Source organism: Achromobacter sp. UBA2119, assembly GCF_002331005.1.
In the GTDB taxonomy this organism is placed as follows: Bacteria; Pseudomonadota; Gammaproteobacteria; order Burkholderiales; family Burkholderiaceae_B; genus Achromobacter; species Achromobacter animicus.
This window is the reverse complement of record NZ_DCYD01000009.1, coordinates 744657-763521: the sequence shown is the minus strand read 5'-3', so window position 1 is coordinate 763521 and position 18865 is coordinate 744657. Positions and strand designations below refer to the sequence as shown.

The window sequence follows — 18865 nt, the reverse complement described above, 5'->3', positions numbered from 1 at the left end:
ACACGAACATTACATGAATGTAATTCAAGGGTCATTCGGTGGAAAGTGCCCAACCCATAGCATGACCTGCATTGCGTCGAACTGTGCCGCTCAGGATGGGGTGGCGTTTAGAACGACTTCCGAGTCATCTATGGAGGATTTCAGGCCATGCCGCCTCGTTCACCCTTTTTTATCGTGCCCCCACAGGGCCTTTCTCGTCGGCGTTTCGTCCAAGGGTTAGCCGCCGGCGGCGTTCTCGCTGGGCTGTCCACGCCGGCGTTCAAGGCATTTGCCCAGCAAGGCTCCGCGACGCGCGGTGCCGCCCCTGTGCTAAAAGGCACCGAGTTCGACTTGGTGATCGCCGAATCGCCCGTGAACTTCACGGGCAAGCCAGGCGTGGCTACGACCATCAACGGCTCGCTGCCGGCACCGACATTGCGTTGGCGCGAGGGTGACACCGTCACAATCCGTGTGACCAACAAGCTGCGTGAAGCCACATCCATCCACTGGCACGGGATCATCCTGCCGTATCAGATGGATGGCGTGCCGGGCATTAGCTTCAAAGGCATCGCTCCCGGCGAGACCTTCACGTACCGCTTCAAGGTTCAGCAAAGCGGCTCCTACTGGTACCACTCGCACTCCGGCTTCCAGGAACTCACGGGCATGTACGGGGCGATCATCATCGACCCCGCTGGCGCCGAGACCATCCGCGCCGACCGTGACCACGTGCTGCTGTTCTCGGATTGGACCGACGAAGACCCGATGCGGGTGTTCACCAAGCTCAAGTCCCAAAGCGACTACTACAACTACAACCAACCTACCGTCTTCGACTTCTTCCGGGACGCCTCGCGCGACGGCATGGCCGCTGCGATCGACAAGCGCAAGATGTGGAACGAGATGCGGATGAATCCGACGGATCTCGCCGATCTGTCCGCCGCCACGCTGACCTATCTGGCCAACGGCGTCACCCCCGCCGGCAATTGGACGGCGTTGTTCCGACCGGGGGAGCGCGTGCGGCTGCGCATGGTCAACGGTGCGGGCAACACCTTCTACGACGTACGCATTCCCGGACTGAAACTCACGGTGGTGCACGTCGATGGTGTTGACGTGGAGCCGGTGACGGTCGATGAGTTCCGATTCGGTCCGGGCGAAACCGTCGATGTGATCGTCCAGCCACGGGATGACGCTTACACGATCTTCGCCCAGGCGATGGACCGGACAGGCTACGCGCGTGCCACGCTGGCCGTGCGTGAAGGTCTTCAAGCTCCCGTGCCTGCCCTCGATCCGGTCGAATGGCTGACCATGAACGACATGATGGGCGGCATGATGGGGGGCATGGACCATGGCGGGTCCGGCCAGGCCATGGAGATGACCGGGATGACGGGCATGACGGGCATGACGGGCATGACCGGGATGACCGGGATGACCGGGATGACCGGGATGGGCTCGGGTTCGATGTCCGGGATGGATCATGGGGCGATGGCTGGCATGAACCACGGTGGCATGGCGATGGATCACAGCCAACACGCCGCGGCTGCGGGGGGACTGGCCGTGCCCAGCACTACTGCCCGCCACGCTCGCACCGAGTATGGTGCCAGCACGGACATGCGCGTTGACATGGCGCGCACCAACCTCGATGACCCCGGCATTGGACTGCGCAACAACGGTCGGCGCGTGTTGACCCTCGCGGATCTGCATACCCCGTCGGGGCCGCTGGACAAGAGAGGCCCTGGCCGGGAGGTCGAATTGCACCTCACGGGCAACATGGAACGCTACGCATGGTCCCTGGACGGGCTGGAGTTCGGAAAGTCCACGCCGGTGCACTTCAAACACGGCGAGCGGCTGCGGGTCATTCTGCACAACGACACCATGATGACCCATCCCATGCACCTGCACGGCATGTGGAGCGAGCTGGAAAGCCCCGACGGTCGCTTCCTTGCGCGCCGCCACACCCTGCCGGTGCAGCCGGCACAACGCATCAGCTTCCTGGTGACAGCCGACGCGCTCGGCCGCTGGGCGTGGCACTGCCACCTGATGTTCCACATGGATGCCGGCATGTTCCGCGAAGTCGTGGTGTCTTGAACCCAGCGCACAAGGAAGACCAAGAATGTCCAAAGCACTCCCCACTCGCGCACTGGCCACGACGCTACTGGCCCTGGTAAGCGTCGCCGCACAGGCACAAGCACAGAACGACCATGCTGCGCACGGCCAGGCCGACTCTCAAACGGCCGCGCCATCCACTCAGACCGTGGCTCCTGCCGCCGACCCGCACGCGGGTCACGCGGCGTCGGCGAGCGGCTCGACCGCGGCCCCGGCCATGGATCACGGCAACATGCAGATGCAGGGCGGGTCGGCGCCTCCTGACGCCCGCGATCCGCATGGCTACTCCAATGGCCTGACATTGGGATCGGGCGACTACGCCGTACCCGGTGTGCCGCGGCTGATGCTGGCCGACGAACACAGGTTCTTCTCGTTGCGCGGCGAAACCCTGGAACGCCGCTTCACGCGCAAAGGGGACGATTCCACGGCCTACGACCTCCAGGCGTGGTATGGGACGACCTACAACAAGGCCGTCGTGAAGGCCGAAGGCGATATCGCCAAAGGAAAGCTCGAAGAATCGCGTACCGAGCTTCTCTGGGGGCACGCCGTCGCACCGTACTGGGACACCCAGCTCGGCATTCGGGTGGATAACGGCGAAGGCCCGAGCCGTCAATGGTTGGCTTTCGGCATCCAGGGCCTCGCCCCCTACTGGTTCGAGCTGGAGGCGACGGGCTACGTGGGAAGTGGCGGACGTACGGCGCTGCGTGTCGAAGGCAGCTACGAGCTGCTGCTGACCCAGCGACTGATTCTGGAGCCTCGCGCCGAGTTGCAGTTCTATGGCAAGGACGACCCGGAACGCGGTATCGGCAAGGGCTTGGCCGAAGCGTCTGCTGGCTTGCGCCTGCGCTATGAATTCAGTCGCCAGTTCGCCCCCTATATCGGCGTGGAACGGGCGGGCAGCTTCGGACGCACCGCGGACTATGTGCGTGCCGAAGGCGGCCGCGCGCAGCAGACGCGCTGGGTGGCTGGCGTGCGATTCTGGTTCTAGAACCTAGCGGGTTTGATCATCTGATGAGAGGCAATCTATGAACATGCACTACGACAGAAGCCAGGGCAAAGTGCCGAGACGCCAGGCATTGATCGCTGGCTTGTTGGTGATGGCACTCGCAGGACCGAGCCTGGCGCAGAGCCGACCGATTGCCAAGGTCTGGAAGGACCCGAGCTGCGGATGCTGCAAGGACTGGGTCTCACACCTGCAAGGCGCAGGCTTCGATGTGCAGGTTCTCGACACCGGGAACACGGCAGCGCGCACGCGGCTGGGCATCCCGCAGAAGTACGGTTCGTGCCACACGGCGCAGATCGGCAGCTATGCCATCGAGGGTCATGTGCCTGCCTCGGACATTCAACGCTTGCTGCGCGAAGCCCCGCAGGCCATCGGCCTTGCGGCGCCCGGCATGCCGGTCGGTTCGCCCGGCATGGATGGTCCGGCCTATGGTGGACGCAAGGACGCCTACGACGTGCTGCTGATCGGGAAAAACGGTAGCAGCACGGTCTATCAGTCGCATCGCTGACCATCCATCAACCCTTCTCCGTGGAGATATGCCATGCAGCATCAGCACACACATACCCCCAGCGATCGTCCCCGGTTCTGGCGATCGCGCTACGGCGTGGCGTTCCTCATCATCGCCGCTGTCGCCGCGTATTTCCTGCTCAAGGAGCACACGGCACATGTTGCCGGCTATCTCCCCTTCCTGCTGCTGGCGGCTTGTCCGCTGATGCACCTGTTCATGCACCGTGGTCACGGCCACGGCGGACACGATCATGCCGCGCGTCAGGGTGAGGAAGGTGCCGCAGCCTCCAAGGAGCAGAAGCAATGAGTCGAGGCACTCGCACCGTGCGAGCACGCGACGCCGCGCTTGTCTCCTTGCGCGCGTGCGGCCTGCTGCGATCACCAGACACCAACGGTTAACGGCGGAGGGCACTTGTCACTATGAATTCACCCAGCAAGTCTTCAGGACATGAGCACGCAGGCATGGCGGCGGGTGCCACAACGTCCGGCACGCATACCCACCACCATCACGCCAGCCATGCTGGAAGTGACGATGCGGGCGGGCCCTCAAGCCACTCGCAGCCCGATGCCTCGACACGAGATCCGGTGTGTGGGATGGCGGTCACGGCGGCGTCGGAGCACCGCTCCACGCACTTGGGGAACACGTACCTGTTTTGCAGCACCGGATGCAAGGCCAAATTCGACGCCGATCCGGCGCGATATGCCAGCGGTGGCGCGGGCATAGGCACAGGCAGCGGCCATGCACCGCATCACCATGCCAGCACCGCGATTTCACCGGCCCCGGCGGCATCGCCAACCGCACCCGGAACAATCTACACCTGCCCGATGCACCCGGAGATCCGCCAGGATCATCCGGGAATCTGCCCCAAGTGCGGGATGACGCTGGAGCCTCTGCTGCCCGACCTCGACGACGACAACCCGGAGTTGCGTGACTTCTCGCGTCGCTTCTGGTGGACCTTGCCGTTGACGCTCGTGGTCCTGGCGCTGGCGATGCTGGGCGAGCGGCTACACCTGATGGACATGGCTACACAGAGCTGGGTCGAGTTGGTGCTGTCGTTGCCGATCGTGCTGTGGGCCGGCTGGCCCTTCTTCTCCCGCGGCTGGCTGTCCGTGGTCAACCGCAGCCCGAACATGTGGACACTGATCGGCCTGGGAACGGGTGCGGCATTCATCTACAGCGTCGTGGCAACCGTTGCGCCGGAAGTGTTTCCAGCTTCCTTCATGTCCATGGGACGGGTCGGCGTGTATTTCGAGGCCGCCGCCGTCATCATCTCGCTGACACTGCTCGGCCAGGTGCTGGAACTCAAGGCGCGCTCCCAGACTTCGGCGGCCATCAAGTCGCTGCTGGGGCTGGCGCCCAAGACCGCGCGGCGCATCAATGCGGACGGCAGCGAGGAAGACGTGCCGCTCAGCCATGTGCACGTCGGCGATCTGCTGCGCATCCGACCCGGCGAGAAGGTGCCGGTGGATGGCATCGTGCACGAGGGCAGCAGCTCGATTGACGAATCCATGCTGACCGGCGAACCGCTGCCCGTAAGCAAGCGCGCGGGCGACAAGGTCATCGGGGCCACACTCAACACCAGCGGCGCGCTGGTCATGCGTTCGGAGCGGATCGGCTCGGACACCGTTCTGTCGCAGATCGTCCAGATGGTCGCCCAGGCGCAGCGTTCCAAGGCGCCGATGCAACGCATGGCCGATGTCGTTGCCGGCTACTTCGTGATGGCCGTCGTTGCCATTGCGGTCACGACGCTCTTTGTATGGGGATTCTTCGGGCCGCAGCCCACCTGGGTCTATGGACTCATCAATGCGGTGGCCGTTCTGATCATCGCCTGCCCGTGCGCGCTGGGTCTGGCCACGCCGATGTCGATCATGGTCGCAACGGGCCGTGGCGCCACGCAGGGCGTGCTATTCCGCGATGCCGCGGCGATCGAGAATCTTCGCAAGGTCGATACCCTCGTCATCGACAAGACAGGAACCCTGACCGAAGGCCGACCTGCTTTCGATCAGGTCGTCGCAGCACCCGGCTTTACGAACGATGAGGTGCTGCGTCTTGCGGCCAGCCTGGACCAGGGCAGTGAACACCCCCTGGCCGACGCCATCGTGCAGGCCGCGCGTGCCCAGGGCCTCCAACTCGTGAAGCCTCAGAGCTTTGAATCGGGAACCGGCATCGGCGTGCGCGGAAAGGTTGAGCACCGGCAACTCGCGTTGGGCAACACAGTGCTGATGGAACAGTCTGGCGTATCGGTGGAACCGCTCGTACCCCAGGCCGAAGCTCTGCGCGGCGAAGGGGCAAGCGTCATGTACTTGGCTGTGGACGGGCAGCTCGCGGGCTTGCTCGCCGTATCCGATCCGGTCAAGGGCAGCACCCCCGAGGCCCTGGCCGCGTTGAAGGCTGCGGGCCTGCGGGTCATCATGGCCACCGGGGACGGGCAGACCACCGCCAAAGCCGTCGGTGCACGCCTAGGCATCGACGAGGTGCATGGTGAGGTCAAGCCGGCGGACAAGCTCATGTTGATCGAGCGGCTGCAGAAAGAAGGACGCATCGTCGCCATGGCCGGAGACGGCATCAACGACGCGCCGGCCTTGGCGAAGGCAGACGTGGGCATCGCCATGGGAACGGGGACCGACGTGGCGATGAACAGCGCCCAGGTCACGCTGGTCAAGGGCGACCTGCGTGGCATCGCTGTCGCTCGCACGCTCTCGGTGAGTACCGTGCGCAACATGAAGCAGAACCTCATGTTCGCCTTCCTCTACAACGCGCTGGGCATCCCCATCGCCGCCGGGGTTCTCTATCCCCTCACGGGCTGGCTGCTGTCGCCGCTGATCGCAGCATTGGCGATGAGCCTGAGTTCGGCGTCGGTCGTTGGCAACGCCTTGCGCCTGAGAGCGAGCCGACTGTGACCGGATTTTCTTTCTGAACCTACAGGAGCCTGCTATCGCCCAGCGAACCGTTTCTTTCGTTCCACGCCGTTGCGAAGGTGCAAGCCTTATCTCGGCACTTCGTTCTTAAACCACTCCTCACACATCAAGGTAGAAATCTCTATGACCCGTTCACATTTCATCGCCAAGCTCGTCGCGCCGATCGCTGCTGGTCTGTTCGCCACCGCCGCATTCGCGCATCCTTCGCTGGTGTCTTCAACGCCAGCCGACAAGTCGCAGGTTTCCGCGCCAGCCACCATCGAGCTGAAGTTCTCCGAAACGCTGGTGCCGCAGTTCTCCGCCGCGAGCCTTGTCATGACTGGCATGCCGGGAATGGCGAGCCATGGCCCGATGAAGATCAACGCCAGCGTCGCGGGTGCCGGCGACGGCAAGACCATGGTCATCACGCCAGCACAGGCGCTCCAGCCCGGCGACTATCGCGTCGAATGGCGTGCCGTCTCCTCGGACACGCATCCGATCACGGGTAACGTCACCTTCAAGGTGAAGTAAGCCCATGGCCGGGGATTGGTTGACCATCGTCCTGCGCCTGGCGCTTTATCTGGACCTGGCGGCGGCGTTTGGCGTCGCCATGTTCGGACTCTATGCTTTGGGCAACGACGAGCGATCCTCGACGATCTCGCGCCGCTATCGCGTCCTCATTGGCGCATCCGCTGCCATCGGCATTGCCCTGTCGATGTGGGGCATGACGGTCATGGCCAAGGCCATGTCCGGCGCCCAAAGCTACGCGGAGCTGTCAACGCACGTTTTCGACATGCTCATTACGGGCACGCACATGGGCATCGCCTGGTGCATTCGCATCCTCGCGCTGTTGGTGTGTGTGCTCGTCGCAATGTTGAAATTGAACGCTACCTTGCGATTTGCAGTGATGGCGCTCTCCACCGGCGTGGCGCTGGCGACCCTTGCGTGGGCAGGCCACGGCGCCATGGACGACGGCGTTCGCGGCTACATCCATCTTGCGTCGGATATCACCCACCTCTGGGCAGCGGGCGCTTGGGTGGGCGCATTGTTGGCGTTCTTGATGCTGGCATCCCACAAGCGGGATGTCGCGCAAGACCCGGTAGCGGTCCTCAGTCGGACGTCGAATGGCTTTGCTCGCATAGGTACAGCGATCGTGGCTGCACTCGTCGTGAGTGGAACTCTCAATTACCTGTTGATCGCCGGACCATCGTTTGATCCGCTCATCTCGACGCTGTATGGCCGGCTGCTGATGGTAAAGCTCCTGCTTTTCGCAGGCATGCTGGCGTTGGCTGCTGCCAATCGGTATCGGTTGAGCCCGAGCCTGGAGGCAGCTTTGAAGGCAGGCAATCGCGCACAGGCAGTCATCAAGCTTAGGCAGAGTCTGTTCACGGAGGCAACCTTGGCCGTTTTGGTTCTGGCGAGCGTTGCATGGCTTGGCATCTTGTCTCCCACTGGAACCTAATCCTTCATGGGCGGCAGATGACAGCGCATGAATTGAATGTAATGCACGGGTAAGCCCTCTGTAGACCGCCTGCTTCTACATTTAACGACGCGGCGCAAGTTGTCGTCGTTTTTACAAAGGAGTCGATCATGAAATCGCAAATTGTCATTGCCGCCCTGTTGAGCGCTCTCTCCGTGCCAGCCTTCGCCGGTCATGCAGCAGCCCAAGCAGCCAAGGAGATGGTTCCCTTGGCTGACGGGGGAACGCTGTACATCTTCAAGGACGGAAAGATGGCACAGGAAAGCCGCTTCGGGCGCGCCGTCTATCTCAATGTCGGGGCTTCGGTGTCGACGAAGGATGGGCGCAACATCGCGATCACCAGCAATGAAGTCGCTCGCCTCGGCTCGCTGCTACAAAAAGAGCACGGCGGATGACGCCGCGGGTGTGCGGTGCTTTTCAAAGCTTCTGCACAGTGTGACAGAGACGCGCGCCCCGATTGGGCGCGCGCGATTGGGACGCGTCACGAGCAACCACGAGCGCTCAAGATGCCAGTTTTTGCGATGTCAAGCGCATCAACTTCCCTGGAATGGATCCAGCCTCCACATCCACCGTGATTCGTCCACGGGACATCTTGCGCGAATGAGAACCTGCGAGGAGCCCGATTTATGGAGTTGCGTCATCTACGATGCTTTGTCGTCTTGGCAGAGGAGTTGCATTTCACGCGGGCGGCCGAGAGGCTGCATATAGAGCAACCCCCCTTGTCTCGCGCGATCAAGGAATTGGAAGATGAGCTTGGGGTCACGCTGTTTGACCGCGACCGCAGGGGTACACGGCTGACCGTGGCGGGGGCGGCATTCTTGCAGGACACCCGCCGACTCTTCACTGTCCTGGAGCAAGCGCGTGAGAATGCCAGAGCCATTGCCGCGGGCCTGAGGGGCAGCCTGCGCATTGCAATTTCCGATGGTGCGATGGACCCACGACTATCGGCGTTCCTAGCTCGTTGCCGCGCGGAAGAGCCCGAGGTCGAGATACGTCTCTCCGAGGTACCGCTGACCGAGCAGATACGGGGCCTACGGTCTGGCGACTTCACGATCGGATTTGCACACGCGGCGGATGTTGGCGAAGGCATCGTGGCTGAACCGATCTGGCGAGACCCGATTGTGATCGCCGTGCCAGCGCGGCACTCGCTTCTTGCGCACAAGCAAGTTCCGCTCAACGAACTTCAGGGTCACCCACTGGTTCTGTGCGACAAACTGGCCTGCGAAGGCTACTGCCGAGAACTAAATCGGCTGCTACAGGTTCTGGAACACAGGCTCAACGTTGTCGAAGAAGTGTCGTCGCTGGACATGATGCTAACGCTGGTCGGCGCAGGCTATGGGATTGGTTTCATGACAGCGACCAAGATTCCCATCAGCCAGAGGCCGGACGTGGTGATTCGCCCTCTGGCGCAGGACACGGCGGTAATCACAACCTATCTGCTTCGGCCAGAAAGCAGCAACTCATCGGTTTCGCTGGATCGCTTCATGGAACGTCTGCGAGGACCTCCGGATGACTAAAGCGTCAATGCCCATCTGAATCGTGCGCCGCAGCACGAAGATTGCGTTCGGCTGCGCTGACGAGTTCCGCAGCACTAAGCTTGAGTCCGGCGGCGATTCTTAAGATCAGAGCGAGAGTGGGCATGTGCTCCCCACGCTCTATTTTGCCCATGTGCGATCGCTCGATCCCTGCTTTCGCAGCCAGTTCTTCCTGAGCAATACCTTGCGTCAGGCGGGCGACACGAACGGCCGCTCCGAATGCCAACGCTGGCTCGGCGTCGAAAGTGGTAGTGCCTGGGGGACGGCCTCGTCGGACAGTTCGCTTCTCCATCCTTGGAAGCGTCGAACAGTCCCGACAATTTAACCACGTTAAGTTTAACTCAAACTAGCTATCATGAAGACTTTCCATCCTTGTCTTATCGCTTCTTGGGGCCTCTCATGCACGACGCCACCAGCCCACGCCCACAGCTCAGGCTCGCCATAGCGCCTGGTGTGGCCTCTTCGAACCTAGCTGCATTGCTTGCCCTGCAGCGCGCGGAGGAGCCCGAAGTTTTTATGGAATTTAATGAGGTTACGACGAGCGATCTCATTACAGGCCTCTACAAACGGCGCTTCGACGTCGGCCTTTCTCTGAAGCAGGTGAGCGATTCTTCGCTGAAGAGTCTTTCTCTTTGGTTTGAGGCGACAGCTCTTGCCACGCCGCTGGGATACCCACTGCTCCGGCAGCAGTCAATCAGAATAGACGAACTTAAGGAGCACTCCGTGTTTCGATGGAAGGCCGAATATTCTCCTTCGCTGGACCAGTACCTGTCCTCCATGTCATCAACGGAAAGGCCGAATGTCCAGCATGTCAGTTCTTTTGAGATGTTGTTGCTCTGGGTCGCAGCTGGATATGGCGTAGGGATTTCTTCGCGATCACGCATCGAAACCGCTAGCCAGTGCGGAATCTGCACGCGTCCAATAGCCGATGGCCCCTACGAGGTCATTACGCACCTGCAGCGACTCTCGGGACAGACGAATCTTGTAGCTGATCGATTTGAGCTTAGAGCCTTGCGAGTTGCCGAGGCGCGTAAAGCATGACAGCCACGTGCGGTGCCCGCCCTTGCCGGTGGATTTGCAGTGGATGCCGGTTCGGGCCAAGGCGCCGTCCAGACGCATCAATTCATCCTGGAAACTGACCTTGATCAATTCAACTCCCCACAACTTCCAATAGTATGTCCACATGATCGGCTTAAGGCGCCTTCTCGCAAGATGGAGCCGCTGGATTACCAGCGGCCTAGTCGTAACCTTGCTTTTCTCGCAGGTTGCGATGGCGATGTACGTCTGTCCCAAGCCAGACCCGAGGGCATCTGTGGAAACCACGCAAATGCGTGCCACGATCTCGATGCAGCAGGCTGACAAGTTGCCAATGTCGGATTGCACCGGCATGCCTGATTCCATGGACAGCGAAGCGCCACAGTTGTGCCACGCTCATTGCAGTGGCGATCGGGAGTCGGCGCTTTCATGGCAGGGGCTGGACATTCAGTTTCTCGCGGCGCACGTGATGTGGCTCGCCAACTCGCTGCCCGGGTTGGTTCTCGACCGGGTAGCCCTCAGGCGGCACGTTACCTACATTCCTCCCAATCCCCGCGCGGGCTTTCCGCCGATCTACCTCACGTTCCAAGTCCTGCGGAATTGATTTATGTGTCCGTGCTCGCCGCGCACCGATGCGGCAGACCACGTGATTTCGTGAACACCAATTCCGAGGACAACCATGTTTACTCCCTTTTTTGGCGCCCCCGAGGGATGCTCTGAACAATTCCTCGGCGACAATAGCGCAAGGTTCGACGGATGACGACGATGCAGCTGAGCTTCGGGGACGCGGAACACACGGGCAAGCGGAAGAAGACGCGACGCGAGATCTTCCTGGCGGAGATGGAGCAGGTTGTGCCGTGGAACGCATTGCTGGCGCTGATCGCACCGCACTACCCGAAGATGGGCCAGCGTGGCCGGCAGCCGTACGCGCTGGCGACGATGCTGCGCATCCACTTCCTGCAGCAGTGGTACGCGCTCAGTGACCCGGCCATGGAAGAGGCGCTGTACGACACGGCGGTGATGCGCCGCTTCGCCCGCCTCAGCGGGCTGGACAACATTCCGGACGAGACCACGATCTTCAGCTTCCGCCGGCTGCTGGAGACGCATGATCTGGCGCCGCAGCTCCTGGAGCGCGTGAACGCGCACCTGGCGCGCAAGGGCCAGAGCTTGAAGGCCGGCACGATCGTGGACGCCACGATCATCGCGGCGCCGAGTTCGACCAAGAACAGGGACGGCAAGCGCGATCCGGAGATGCACCAGACGAAGAAGGGCAACCAGTGGCACTTCGGGATGAAGGCGCACATTGGCGTGGACGAGGAGTCGGGCCTGGTGCACCACGTGGAGTGCACGGCGGCGAACGTCAACGACGTGACGCAGGTGCACAAGCTGCTGCACGGCAAGGAAGACACAATCTGCGGCGACAGCGGCTACACGGGCGCGGACAAGCGCGAGGAGCTGCAAGGCGTGGAGGCTGCGTTCTGGATCGCGGAGAAGCCGTCGAAGCTTCGTGCGATGAAGAACAAGCGTGATCGCAAATACGCCGAACGCTGGGAGCACTTCAAGGCCAGCCTGCGGGCGAAGGTGGAGCATCCGTTCCGAGTGGTGAAGCGGCAGTTCGGTTACACCAAGGTGCGCTATCGCGGGTTGGCGAAGAACACGGCGCAGGTGTTGACGCTGTTCGCGCTGTCGAATCTGTGGATGGCGCGGCGACGTCTGTTGCTGCCGACGGGGTAAATCCGTCTGTTGGACGGGGAAAGCCGTCGAAAAGCGTCAGAAACGGCGCAAAATCCATCATATCGAGGTCGACTTGGCGCCTTGACGCTGAAATCCAAGCATCAGAGCGCTTTGATCAGACCTTCCCGAGGGGCGCCCGTCAGCGTACGGCCGAGGCACAACGCCGGCCTCGATGCGATTGCATCGTCTGAAAGCTATCAGCATCGCGTTGGCAGGCAGTGCGCTTGTTTCGCCTGTGGCCTACGCCCTCGATTTTGCTGAGGCACGCCTTATCGCGGAGCAGCAGAGCCCGCGCATAAGCGCGCAGCAGTTGCAGGTCAACGTCGCCGAATCCGTGCAGAAGGCAGCAGGCTCGCTGCCCGACCCCAAGCTCTCGCTCGGCATCGAAAACTATCCCATCAGCGGCATGGATCGCTGGAGCATGACGCGCGAATCCATGACGATGCAGCGCCTGGCGCTCATGCAGGAAGTGCCCAACAGGGCCAAGCGCGACGCCCAGGTCGCCAGTGCGCAGGCGCGTGTGGATCGAGAGCGCGCGGCGCTGGTTTTGCAGCGATTGCAGATCCGCCAGGAACTCAGCCTGGCGTGGATCGCCGCGCAGGCGGTGGAGCAACGGGAGATACTGCTGACGGAACTGCTCGCGGAGAACCAGCGCCTGCAAGACAGTCTCCCCGCTCGCGTCGCCGGCGGCACGGCCCAGACTGGCGACCTGTTGGTCGCGCAACAGGAGGCGCTGACACTCACGGACCGCCGTGACGATCTACAGCGGGACCGGGCCAAGGCCAGGGCCGCATTGCGGCGCTGGGTGGGCTCCAGGGCCGACGAAGCACTGCAAGGCGATCCAGGCCCGCTCACTCACCCCGTCGCGCAACTGCGCACAGAACTGGCGAATCACGCGGAGCTTGAACTCTATCCGGCGATGCAAAGCATGGCCCGGGCCGAGTCCCGCGAAGCCCAATCAGAGACCCGCGGCGATTGGGCCTGGGAGATTGCCTATAGCCGGCGGGATCGCCGATGGGGCGACATGGTGTCATTCCAGGTGACATTCGATCTGCCATGGCAGAAGGATCGACGCCAAGTGCCCATGATCGAGGCAAAACGGCACGAGTTGGAGCGTCTGGACGCCGAACGCGAAGACGTGGCGCGGCGTCATTTGCAGGAGCTGGACGACAGCGCCGCCGAACTCCAAGCGTTGAACAGCCAGATCGACCGCCTGCAGACCGCAGGCTTGCAGCTGGTACGGAACCGAGCGGCGCTTGCGTTGAGCAACTACCGATCCGCCAAGGGGGACCTGAGCGCTGTGCTCAGTGCACGCGCCCAGGTACTGGAGACGCGCATGCGTCTGATCGACCTCGGAGCGCAGCGCGACAGCCTCGTCGCCCGACTGAACAGCCTGATCGCGGACTGAGTGGAGACCCTCGCCATGAACACCTCTTCGAGAAACATCCTTGCCGGCTTGACGCTGATTGCTGCCGGTATTGCCGTTGGATGGAGCGTCGCCCAATGGCGCGCCGGCCACCTCAGCGGCTCCCCCGCTGCCACCATTGCAAGTGCTCCGACCGAGCGCAAGGTGCTGTATTGGTACGACCCGATGGTGCCGGCCCAGAAGTTCGACAAGCCCGGCAAATCGCCCTACATGGACATGGCGTTGATGCCGAAGTACGCAGATGAAGACACTCAGGACAGCACGGGCCTGAGCGTGTCGGCGCAAGCGGTGCAAGCCCTGGGCCTGCGTACAACCGAAGTCGTGCAAGGCAAGATCGGCGCAGATGTGAACGTCGTGGGCACCGTGCTGCTCAACGACCGCGACGTCAGCATCGTGCAGGCGCGGACCGCTGGCTTCGTCGAGCGTGTCTACGCACGGGCTGCGGGCGACGTGATCGCAGCAGGGGCACCGCTGCCTGACCTATTGCTGCCGGAGTGGATCGCCGCACAGCGCGAGTTTCTCTCGGTTCGCGCGATGGGCGACGCACCGTTGACCGCAGCTGCCCGCCAACGGCTGCTGCTGCTCGGCATGCCGCAAGCCCTGATCGCCCAGGTGGAGCGCACAGGCGAGCCCAAGGGGCTGTACACGGTCACAACACCTCAAGGCGGCTTGGTGGCCGAACTGATGGTGCGTCAGGGCATGACGGTTTCCGCCGGGGAAAGCCTGGCCCGGGTGAATGGCTTGGCCACGGTGTGGATCGAAGCGGCTGTCCCCGAAGCACAAAGCGGGCCATTGCAGGTCGGCCAAACGGCGCAGGTCCGGCTGGCGGCGTTTCCCGGTGAAGTGCTCCAGGCGCATCGTGAGCATCCTGCCCGAAGCCAACCGCGACACCCGTACGGTGCGAGTGCGGCTTGAAATGGCCAATCCCGGCCAGCGCCTGAAGGCCGGCATGTCCGGCCAGATCGCGCTCAAAGGCAACGAACAGCCCGCGCTGCTTGTTCCCAGCGAGGCGGTCATCCGCACCGGCAAGCGCGCACTGGCCTATGTGGTCGATGGACCCGGCAAGTTCCATCCCGTGGAGGTCCAGGTGGGCGCGGAGGTAGGCGATCAACTGGTGGTCAACGGCGGGCTCGCGGCGGGACAGCAGGTGGTGGCCTCGGCGCAGTTCCTGATCGATTCGGAAGCCAGCCTGCGGGGCGTGCTGCCTGCAGGTGCCGCGGCGTCCGCGCCTGCATCGCCGCACAACGGGCACGGCACCTCGTCGCCACCGGCCGCGGCCACCAACGCTTTCGTGGTGCGCGGCGTGATCGAGGAGATGTCGCCCACCGAGCTGACGCTGGCGCACGAGGCCGTGCCAGCCCTCCAATGGCCGGCCATGACCATGGGCTTCAAGCTGAGCAGCCCGCAGCTCGCCGCGGGTCTTTCGGTTCGGCAGCAGGTGCGATTCACCTTCTCCAAGCAAGGTGAGGACTACGTGATCACCGCCATCGAAAAGGTGCAGCCATGATCGCCAAACTGATTCGATGGTCGGTGGCCAATCGCTTCCTGGTGCTGCTGGCCACCGCCATGCTCACGGCATGGGGCGTGTGGGGCGTTCGCAGCACGCCCGTGGATGCGCTGCCGGACTTGTCAGACGTGCAGGTCATCATTCGCACCAACTACCCAGGACAGGCGCCGCAGATCGTCGAGAACCAGGTCACCTACCCGTTGGCCACCACCATGCTGTCGGTGCCAGGGGCCAAGACCGTGCGCGGCTTCTCGTTCTTTGGCGACTCGTTCGTCTATGTCTTGTTCGAGGACGGAACCGACCTGTACTGGGCCCGCTCACGGGTACTGGAATACCTGAACCAGGTCCAGGGCCGATTGCCCGCCACGGCGAAGCCGGCCCTGGGTCCGGACGCCACAGGCGTCGGCTGGATCTTCCAGTACGCGCTCGTGGATCGCACGGGCAAGAACGATCTGGCGCAACTGCGTGCGTTGCAGGACTGGTTCCTGAAGTTCGAACTCAAGAGCCTGCCCAACGTGGCCGAAGTGGCATCGGTGGGGGGCATGGTCAAGCAGTACCAGGTCGTGCTCGACCCGATCAAGTTGGCGTCCTATGGCCTCAGTCAGGCTCAAGTCCGCGATGCCCTGATGGGGGCCAACCAGGAGACCGGCGGCTCCGTCCTGGAATTGTCAGGCGCGGAGTACATGGTCCGCGCGAGCGGATACCTCAAGACCCTGGACGAGTTCCGGGAGATCCCCTTGACGGCACGCGGCGGTGTGCCGGTGCGGCTGGGGGATGTGGCGACGCTCCAGATAGGCCCGGAGATGCGGCGTGGCATTGCCGAACTCGACGGAGAAGGCGAGGTCGCCGGCGGCGTGGTGGTGCTGCGCTCCGGCAAGAATGCCCAGGAGACGATCGCTGCCGTCAAGGCCAAGCTCGCGGAGCTGCAGGGCAGCCTGCCGCCGGGCGTCGAGATCGTCACCAGCTACGACCGCAGCGCGCTGATCGAGCGGGCCATTCGCAATCTCACGACCAAGCTGGGCGAAGAGTTTCTGGTGGTGGCGCTGGTCTGCGCACTGTTCCTTTGGCATCTTCGTTCTGCGCTGGTGGCCATCATCTCGCTACCTCTGGGCGTGATGACGGCGTTCCTGGTCATGCGCTACCAGGGCATCAACGCCAACATCATGTCGCTGGGGGGGATTGCCATCGCCGTGGGGGCGATGGTGGATGCAGCGGTGGTGATGATCGAGAACGCCCACAAGAAGCTGGAGGCTTGGCAGCACGCGCACCCGGATCAACGACTGCAGGGCAAGGAACGGTGGGACGTGATCACACAGGCCGCAGAGGAAGTCGGTCCTGCGCTCTTCTTCTCGCTGCTCATCATCACGCTCTCGTTCATCCCGGTCTTCACCCTAGAAGCGCAGGAAGGCCGGCTGTTCGGCCCGCTGGCGTTCACCAAGACCTACGCGATGGCCGCGGCCGCAGGGCTGTCAGTGACGCTGATTCCCGTACTCATGGGCTACTGGATTCGCGGGCGTATCCCGGATGAGCAGAAGAACCCCATCACCCGCATCCTGATTGCAGCCTACCGGCCAGCACTGGAGTGGGTACTGCGCCGGCCTAAGGCGACGCTGCTGATCGCCGTGCTGGCCTTGGCGACCACGGCCTGGCCCTTGGCGCGGCTCGGCGGTGAGTTTCTGCCGAGGTTGGACGAAGGGGACCTGCTCTACATGCCCTCGGCCCTGCCGGGACTCTCGGCGCAGCGCGCCACGGAGTTGCTGCAGCTGAGCAACCGCATGATCAAGACCGTACCTGAAGTGGACAAGGTGTTCGGCAAGGCAGGACGGGCCGAAACTGCGACCGATCCGGCGCCCCTTGAGATGTTCGAGACCACGGTGAAGCTCAAGCCCAGGGAACAATGGCGTCCAGGCATGACGCCCGAGAAGCTCGTGGAAGAGCTGGATCGTGCCGTGAAGATCCCGGGCCTGTCCAATATCTGGATTCCCCCTATCCGCAATCGCATCGACATGCTGGCTACCGGCATCAAGAGCCCGATCGGGGTGAAGGTGACCGGCAACGACCTGGGCGTGATCGATCGCATCGCTGCAGAGGTCGAGCAGGTCGCCAAGGGCATTCCCGGCGTGACGTCATCCCTCGCGGAGCGCTTGACGGGCGGGCGCTACGTGGATGTTCAGATCGACCGCGTAGCCGCCGGTCGCTACGGCCTGAACATCGCCGATGTCCAGGCCGTCATCGCCGGCGCGGTGGGTGGCGAAAACGTCTCGGAAACGGTCGAGGGGCTTGCCCGCTTTCCGATCAATCTGCGCTACGCGCGAGAATGGCGTGATTCACCACAACGGCTGGCAGAACTACCCATCTTCACGCCGATGGGTCAGCAGATCACGTTGGGGACCGTGGCACGCATCGCGATCACCGATGGGCCGCCCATGCTCAAGAGCGAGAACGCACGGCCCTCCGGTTGGGTCTATGTCGATGTGCGCGGCCGTGATCTAGCCTCGGTGGCCAACGAACTGCGCGATGCCATCGGGCAGCAGGTCAAGCTGGAGCCGGGTGTGAGCATCACCTACTCCGGGCAGTTCGAATACATGGAGCGGGCCAATGCACGCCTGAAGGTTGTGGTGCCTGCCACCCTGTTGATCATCTTCGTTCTGTTGTACCTGACCTTCGCGCGTGTGGACGAAGCGGGCTTGATCATGGCGACCTTGCCCTTCGCGCTCACGGGGGGCATCTGGTTCCTGTACCTGCTGAACTACAACCTGTCCATCGCCACCGGCGTGGGATTCATCGCGCTGGCAGGTGTGGCGGCGGAGTTCGGCGTGGTGATGCTCATCTATCTGAAGCAGGCCTTGGCGGAACGTTGCCCCGATGGACGCGACCCGACGCGAGAAGAACTGCTCGATGCGATCCGGGAGGGTGCCGTGCTGCGCGTGCGGCCCAAGGCGATGACCGTCGCCGTCATCCTGGCGGGCCTGGTACCCATTGTCTGGAGCAGCGGTACGGGCTCGGAGGTCATGAGCCGCATCGCAGCCCCGATGCTTGGAGGGATGGTGACCGCTCCGTTGCTGTCGCTCTTCGTGATTCCGGCTGCCTACATGCTGATGCGTAAGCCGCGCTAACGTTGCAACGCGGCAGGGTCTCATAACCAAGGCCCTGCCGTTTCCGGTGCGGCCTATCGGCACCCGAGCGAATAACCATTCGACACATGCGCTTTAGCCGGCGTAAGAACTGGCCGAAGGCGCGGAGGCACGACTAACCGCTTGGCAGTGACGAGCCATATCAGGGAACAAAACCTGACCCCGGCCGTTCAGACAGAATCGTCAGCATTTCTATGACAGCCCGAACCTTGGGCTGCAGGTAACGCGATTGCGGCCACACTGCATGGATAGGCATCTCACCACCTGCCCAGTCCGGCAGCAAGGGGATCAAGCGCCCCTGCCGTATATCTTCGGCCACCAGCCATGTCGGCATCTGCATGATGCCGCAGCCGGCCAGACCCGCCGCCAACATTGCTTCACCATCACTGAATTCATGGCGCGGATAGATTTCCTGCCGACGTACGCGCTGGTCCGATACGCGGAGCAACCAAGTGGGTCTCTGCCGTCCCCGAGGACCAGTGATGCAGTCCCGATGCCTTACCCCATTACTTCTCGGTAATTACTGC

The 18865-nt window shown here is 62.8% G+C and carries 15 protein-coding genes and 2 pseudogenes; 15 read left to right on the top strand and 2 right to left on the bottom strand.

Annotated features, from left to right (window positions below):
• Window positions 1–147: 147 nt before the first annotated feature.
• From B3098_RS08705 to B3098_RS08665, 9 genes are all read left to right on the top strand, one after another.
• Window positions 148–2061, top strand: coding sequence for a copper resistance system multicopper oxidase (locus B3098_RS08705; RefSeq protein WP_197638379.1), 1914 nt, complete (start codon window positions 148–150; stop codon window positions 2059–2061).
• 25 nt (window positions 2062–2086) lie between these two features.
• Window positions 2087–3067 carry a copper resistance protein B gene (locus B3098_RS08700; RefSeq protein ID WP_013391821.1) on the top strand — a complete coding sequence of 327 codons (981 nt, stop codon included), beginning with the start codon at window positions 2087–2089 and terminating at the stop codon, window positions 3065–3067.
• 37 nt (window positions 3068–3104) lie between these two features.
• Window positions 3105–3590: a DUF411 domain-containing protein gene (locus tag B3098_RS08695; RefSeq protein WP_013391822.1), complete on the top strand. Its 486-nt coding sequence runs from the start codon at window positions 3105–3107 to the stop codon at window positions 3588–3590.
• 33 nt (window positions 3591–3623) lie between these two features.
• Window positions 3624–3896, top strand: a complete 273-nt coding sequence (locus B3098_RS08690) for a DUF2933 domain-containing protein (protein ID WP_013391823.1) — start codon at window positions 3624–3626, stop codon at window positions 3894–3896.
• Window positions 3897–4183: 287 nt separating this feature from the next.
• Window positions 4184–6490 (top strand): heavy metal translocating P-type ATPase, encoded by a 2307-nt coding sequence (locus tag B3098_RS08685; protein ID WP_013391824.1) that lies wholly within the window; start codon window positions 4184–4186, stop codon window positions 6488–6490.
• 141 nt (window positions 6491–6631) lie between these two features.
• A complete protein-coding gene (copC, locus tag B3098_RS08680; protein ID WP_008063308.1) occupies window positions 6632–7018 on the top strand; it encodes a copper homeostasis periplasmic binding protein CopC in 387 nt (128 codons plus the stop codon).
• A gap of 4 nt (window positions 7019–7022) precedes the next feature.
• Window positions 7023–7949 (top strand): copper homeostasis membrane protein CopD, encoded by a 927-nt coding sequence (gene copD / locus B3098_RS08675; RefSeq protein ID WP_016445094.1) that lies wholly within the window; start codon window positions 7023–7025, stop codon window positions 7947–7949.
• Window positions 7950–8077: 128 nt separating this feature from the next.
• Entirely contained in the window at window positions 8078–8362 is a 285-nt protein-coding gene (locus B3098_RS08670) for a CopK family periplasmic copper-binding protein (RefSeq protein ID WP_003090336.1), read from the top strand.
• A gap of 231 nt (window positions 8363–8593) precedes the next feature.
• Window positions 8594–9484, top strand: coding sequence for a LysR family transcriptional regulator (locus tag B3098_RS08665; protein WP_013391826.1), 891 nt, complete (start codon window positions 8594–8596; stop codon window positions 9482–9484).
• A gap of 4 nt (window positions 9485–9488) precedes the next feature.
• Here B3098_RS08665 and B3098_RS08660 read toward each other — a convergent pair whose 3' ends face one another.
• The gene (locus B3098_RS08660) at window positions 9489–9794 is read right to left on the bottom strand and encodes a helix-turn-helix domain-containing protein (protein WP_013391827.1); all 306 of its coding nucleotides are present in this window, start codon (window positions 9792–9794) and stop codon (window positions 9489–9491) included.
• Between the two features lie 107 nt (window positions 9795–9901).
• On the opposite strand from B3098_RS08660, the gene B3098_RS08655 reads away from it, so the two are divergent.
• From B3098_RS08655 to B3098_RS08630, 6 genes and pseudogenes are all read left to right on the top strand, one after another.
• A complete protein-coding gene (locus B3098_RS08655) occupies window positions 9902–10543 on the top strand; it encodes a LysR substrate-binding domain-containing protein (protein WP_013391828.1) in 642 nt (213 codons plus the stop codon).
• A 286-nt stretch (window positions 10544–10829) separates the two neighbouring features.
• Window positions 10830–11141, top strand: a complete 312-nt coding sequence (locus B3098_RS08650; RefSeq protein WP_006226245.1) for a hypothetical protein — start codon at window positions 10830–10832, stop codon at window positions 11139–11141.
• A gap of 161 nt (window positions 11142–11302) precedes the next feature.
• The gene (locus B3098_RS08645) at window positions 11303–12271 is read left to right on the top strand and encodes an IS5 family transposase (RefSeq protein ID WP_016445093.1); all 969 of its coding nucleotides are present in this window, start codon (window positions 11303–11305) and stop codon (window positions 12269–12271) included.
• Between the two features lie 172 nt (window positions 12272–12443).
• Window positions 12444–13679: a TolC family protein gene (locus B3098_RS08640; RefSeq protein ID WP_013391831.1), complete on the top strand. Its 1236-nt coding sequence runs from the start codon at window positions 12444–12446 to the stop codon at window positions 13677–13679.
• A 15-nt stretch (window positions 13680–13694) separates the two neighbouring features.
• Window positions 13695–15204: pseudogene (locus B3098_RS29105) on the top strand (efflux RND transporter periplasmic adaptor subunit).
• Window positions 15201–18320: an efflux RND transporter permease subunit gene (locus B3098_RS08630; protein ID WP_016445091.1), complete on the top strand. Its 3120-nt coding sequence runs from the start codon at window positions 15201–15203 to the stop codon at window positions 18318–18320. Before B3098_RS29105 ends, B3098_RS08630 begins: the two are co-directional and overlap by 4 nt.
• A gap of 160 nt (window positions 18321–18480) precedes the next feature.
• On the opposite strand, the pseudogene B3098_RS08625 reads toward B3098_RS08630, so the two are convergent.
• Window positions 18481–18825 (bottom strand): annotated as a pseudogene (locus B3098_RS08625) (LysR substrate-binding domain-containing protein); the annotation flags it as partial.
• Between the last annotated feature and the right edge of the window lie 40 nt (window positions 18826–18865).

Excerpts from the sequence above, each read along its gene's own strand:
- B3098_RS08705 (WP_197638379.1), top strand. The coding sequence starts at position 148 with ATGCCGCCTCGTTCACCCTTTTTTATCGTGCCCCCACAGGGCCTTTCT.
- B3098_RS08700 (WP_013391821.1), top strand. The coding sequence starts at position 2,087 with ATGTCCAAAGCACTCCCCACTCGCGCACTGGCCACGACGCTACTGGCC.
- B3098_RS08695 (WP_013391822.1), top strand. The coding sequence starts at position 3,105 with ATGAACATGCACTACGACAGAAGCCAGGGCAAAGTGCCGAGACGCCAG.
- B3098_RS08690 (WP_013391823.1), top strand. The coding sequence starts at position 3,624 with ATGCAGCATCAGCACACACATACCCCCAGCGATCGTCCCCGGTTCTGG.
- B3098_RS08685 (WP_013391824.1), top strand. The coding sequence starts at position 4,184 with ATGGCGGTCACGGCGGCGTCGGAGCACCGCTCCACGCACTTGGGGAAC.
- copC (WP_008063308.1), top strand. The coding sequence starts at position 6,632 with ATGACCCGTTCACATTTCATCGCCAAGCTCGTCGCGCCGATCGCTGCT.
- copD (WP_016445094.1), top strand. The coding sequence starts at position 7,023 with ATGGCCGGGGATTGGTTGACCATCGTCCTGCGCCTGGCGCTTTATCTG.
- B3098_RS08670 (WP_003090336.1), top strand. The coding sequence starts at position 8,078 with ATGAAATCGCAAATTGTCATTGCCGCCCTGTTGAGCGCTCTCTCCGTG.
- B3098_RS08665 (WP_013391826.1), top strand. The coding sequence starts at position 8,594 with ATGGAGTTGCGTCATCTACGATGCTTTGTCGTCTTGGCAGAGGAGTTG.
- B3098_RS08660 (WP_013391827.1), bottom strand. The coding sequence starts at position 9,794 with ATGGAGAAGCGAACTGTCCGACGAGGCCGTCCCCCAGGCACTACCACT.
- B3098_RS08655 (WP_013391828.1), top strand. The coding sequence starts at position 9,902 with ATGCACGACGCCACCAGCCCACGCCCACAGCTCAGGCTCGCCATAGCG.
- B3098_RS08650 (WP_006226245.1), top strand. The coding sequence starts at position 10,830 with ATGCGTGCCACGATCTCGATGCAGCAGGCTGACAAGTTGCCAATGTCG.
- B3098_RS08645 (WP_016445093.1), top strand. The coding sequence starts at position 11,303 with ATGCAGCTGAGCTTCGGGGACGCGGAACACACGGGCAAGCGGAAGAAG.
- B3098_RS08640 (WP_013391831.1), top strand. The coding sequence starts at position 12,444 with ATGCGATTGCATCGTCTGAAAGCTATCAGCATCGCGTTGGCAGGCAGT.
- B3098_RS08630 (WP_016445091.1), top strand. The coding sequence starts at position 15,201 with ATGATCGCCAAACTGATTCGATGGTCGGTGGCCAATCGCTTCCTGGTG.